The sequence below is a fragment of the Bradyrhizobium sp. AC87j1 genome, from assembly GCF_002936975.1.
Classification (GTDB): domain Bacteria; phylum Pseudomonadota; class Alphaproteobacteria; order Rhizobiales; family Xanthobacteraceae; genus Bradyrhizobium; species Bradyrhizobium shewense.
The window spans coordinates 1-755 of record NZ_PTFE01000272.1; the positions used below are offsets into that span (position 1 = coordinate 1).

A 755-nucleotide genomic window follows, 5' to 3' on the forward strand; every position below is an offset into this window, starting at 1 on the left:
GGAATGTTCATGACGAGCAGCAGCAACGCCACCAGAATGCCGATCGCACCCGATGCGATCAGCGCGCCGACGCCGCCCGACAGGGTGACGAGTGCAGCCACGATCGCCGGCGCCACCGCGCCGCCGAGAAACCCGGCAAAGGTGTGGATCGAGAAGGCGCGGCCCATCCGTGCCTCGTCCATGTGCTCGGCCAGGATCGCGTAGTCGGCGGGGTGATAGACGCTATTGGCGAGACCCAGCAGCACGGCGCAGGCGATCAGCGAGGCGTAGCTGAGGTGCAGACCGAGCAGGATCAGCGCGAAGCCGCCGAGCGTGAGGCCGATCAGCAGAATTCGCCGCGCGCCAAAATGGTCGACGAGATAGCCGGTCGGCGCCTGTGTCAATCCGGACACCACCGCGAACACGGTGAGCGCGAAGCCGAGCTCGATATAGCCGACGCCGAGCTGAGACTTGAGGAACGGGAACAGCATCGGCAGGACCAGCAGATGGAAATGGCTGACCCAATGCGCGATCGAGATTCCGGTCAGCGTGCGTAGCGCGCTGTCCGCCTTGCCTTGCTGCGGTGCGGCGAGAACGTCGACCATTGCAATTCCGGTTTCACTCCCTGGAAGGCGCGCAAACTATCGGGGAGAGCGGTTATTTGTCCATCAACGCAGGCGCATGGCAGGTAGTGCGGGTGGGGCGCTGCCATCTCAAGACCTGCTCACTGGTTCAGCGAGGCACACTGCGCTCCCTCCCCCCTTGTGGGGGACGGA

1 protein-coding gene is annotated in these 755 nt (G+C 64.6%); it reads right to left on the reverse strand.

The genetic code is table 11. The features are described from left to right. Nucleotides 1-584, reverse strand: a 584-nt coding sequence (locus CV770_RS41280; RefSeq protein ID WP_146101486.1) for an MFS transporter, incomplete at its 3' end; no start/stop codon positions are given. Between the last annotated feature and the right edge of the window lie 171 nt (nucleotides 585-755).